This window comes from Mesorhizobium sp. P2_B5, from assembly GCF_056404775.1.
Map to the genome: position 1 here is coordinate 1 of NZ_JBFUDJ010000033.1, position 1,080 is coordinate 1,080.

The window sequence follows — 1,080 nt, forward strand, 5'->3', positions numbered from 1 at the left end:
TGGTCACCACGCCGATGCCGATGCCTTCGAAGCCGCCCATGGCCATCAGGGCGGCCGGAGCCTCTTCGAGGCTGAGCCTCTTGCTGACCAGAAGTTCGGGCTTCAGCTTGCCGCTGCCAATCATCGCCATGATCGCCGGATAGCGGTAGGCCTGCATGCCCAGGCTGCCGAGGATTTCGAGCTCGAAGGCGATCACCTGATCCATCGGCACCTGTGCCCTGGCATGCTCGCCCAGCATCAGCCCGACCTGCACGTGGCGGCCGCGCCGGCGCAGATTGGCGATCGAGTTGAACGAGGTCGTCGAGTGGCCGAGCGCATCCATCGACATATGCGCGCCGCCCTTGGTGATCTCCCGGACCGCCTCGACCACATCGGGCGTCGTCGAGGCGTTGACCGTCGCCACCGCGCCGATCTTCTTGGCAAACTCCAGCTTTGCATCCGTCAGGTCGATGGCAATGACATTGGCGCCCATGGCGCTGGCGATCATGATCGCCGACAGGCCGACGCCGCCACAGCCATGCACCGCCACCCATTCGCCGGGCCTCACCCGGCCCTGGTCGACGATGGCGCGAAACGAGGTGATGAAGCGGCAGCCGAGGCTGGCTGCGGTGGCGAACTCCATCTCCTCGGGCAGGCGCACAAGATTGGTGTCGGCATGCTCGATGGCAACATATTCAGCGTACGAGCCCCAGGCACTGAAGCCTGGCGTCTTCGGGTGTTCGCAAATCTCGTGATGGCCCGAAGTGCATTCGAAGCAGCGCCCGCAGCCGACGGCGAACGGCACGGTGACGCGCTCGCCGGCCTTCCACCGTGTGACCTGGTTGCCGGCGGCGACGACGATGCCGGCCAGTTCATGGCCCGGCACATGCGGCAGTGTGATGCCCTCATCATGGCCCATCCAGCCATGCCAGTCGCTGCGGCAAAGGCCCGTCGCCTCGACCTTGATGACGACCCCTTCGGGCGTCGGCTTCGGATCGGCGACGGTCTGGATCGTCGGCGCCTGGCCGAACTGTTCGAAGACGACAGCTTTCATATCAAGGTCCTTCTGAGGGCTTCCGGGAGCGCGGGGCGGGCAGGGGC

Annotated in this window: 1 protein-coding gene; it reads right to left on the reverse strand. The window is 65.8% G+C overall.

Annotated elements, in window-relative coordinates:
* Positions 1–1,033, reverse strand: a 1,033-nt coding sequence (locus AC1D1N_RS32335; RefSeq protein WP_477353345.1) for a zinc-dependent alcohol dehydrogenase family protein, incomplete at its 3' end; no start/stop codon positions are given.
* Positions 1,034–1,080: the final 47 nt, after the last annotated feature.